This window comes from Microbacterium sp. CCH5-D1 (genome assembly GCF_001557335.1).
GTDB lineage: Bacteria > Actinomycetota > Actinomycetes > Actinomycetales > Microbacteriaceae > Microbacterium > Microbacterium oxydans.
Map to the genome: position 1 here is coordinate 1 of NZ_LSJW01000064.1, position 263 is coordinate 263.

General features: G+C 78.3%; 1 protein-coding gene. It reads right to left on the bottom strand.

Features of this window, described 5'->3' with window-relative positions; all coding sequences use genetic code 11:
- Nucleotides 1-263 (bottom strand): hypothetical protein (locus tag AX744_RS20530; protein WP_197429151.1); only part of this gene is annotated, 263 nt, incomplete at both ends.

Here is a 263-nt window from a genome sequence, read left to right on the forward strand (position 1 = left end):
ACGCCAGCAGCGCGATCTGCCCGGCGTGCACGATCGGCTCCTCGAGGTCGACGCGGCTGCCATCAGGCAGCCACACGCCATCGGTGTGCAGGACCGCGACAGAGGCGCGGAACGTGCCGCGGCGAGCGGCCGGCGCGGCGGCCGGTGCGGGGGTCGGCGGTGCGGCGGGAGCGGGTGCCGGGGCGACGTCGGTGTCCGCGGCCGCGGAGGGCGCGACGTCGTCGACGGGGCCGGTCGGCTCGTCGGCGAGGTAGGGGTCGGTC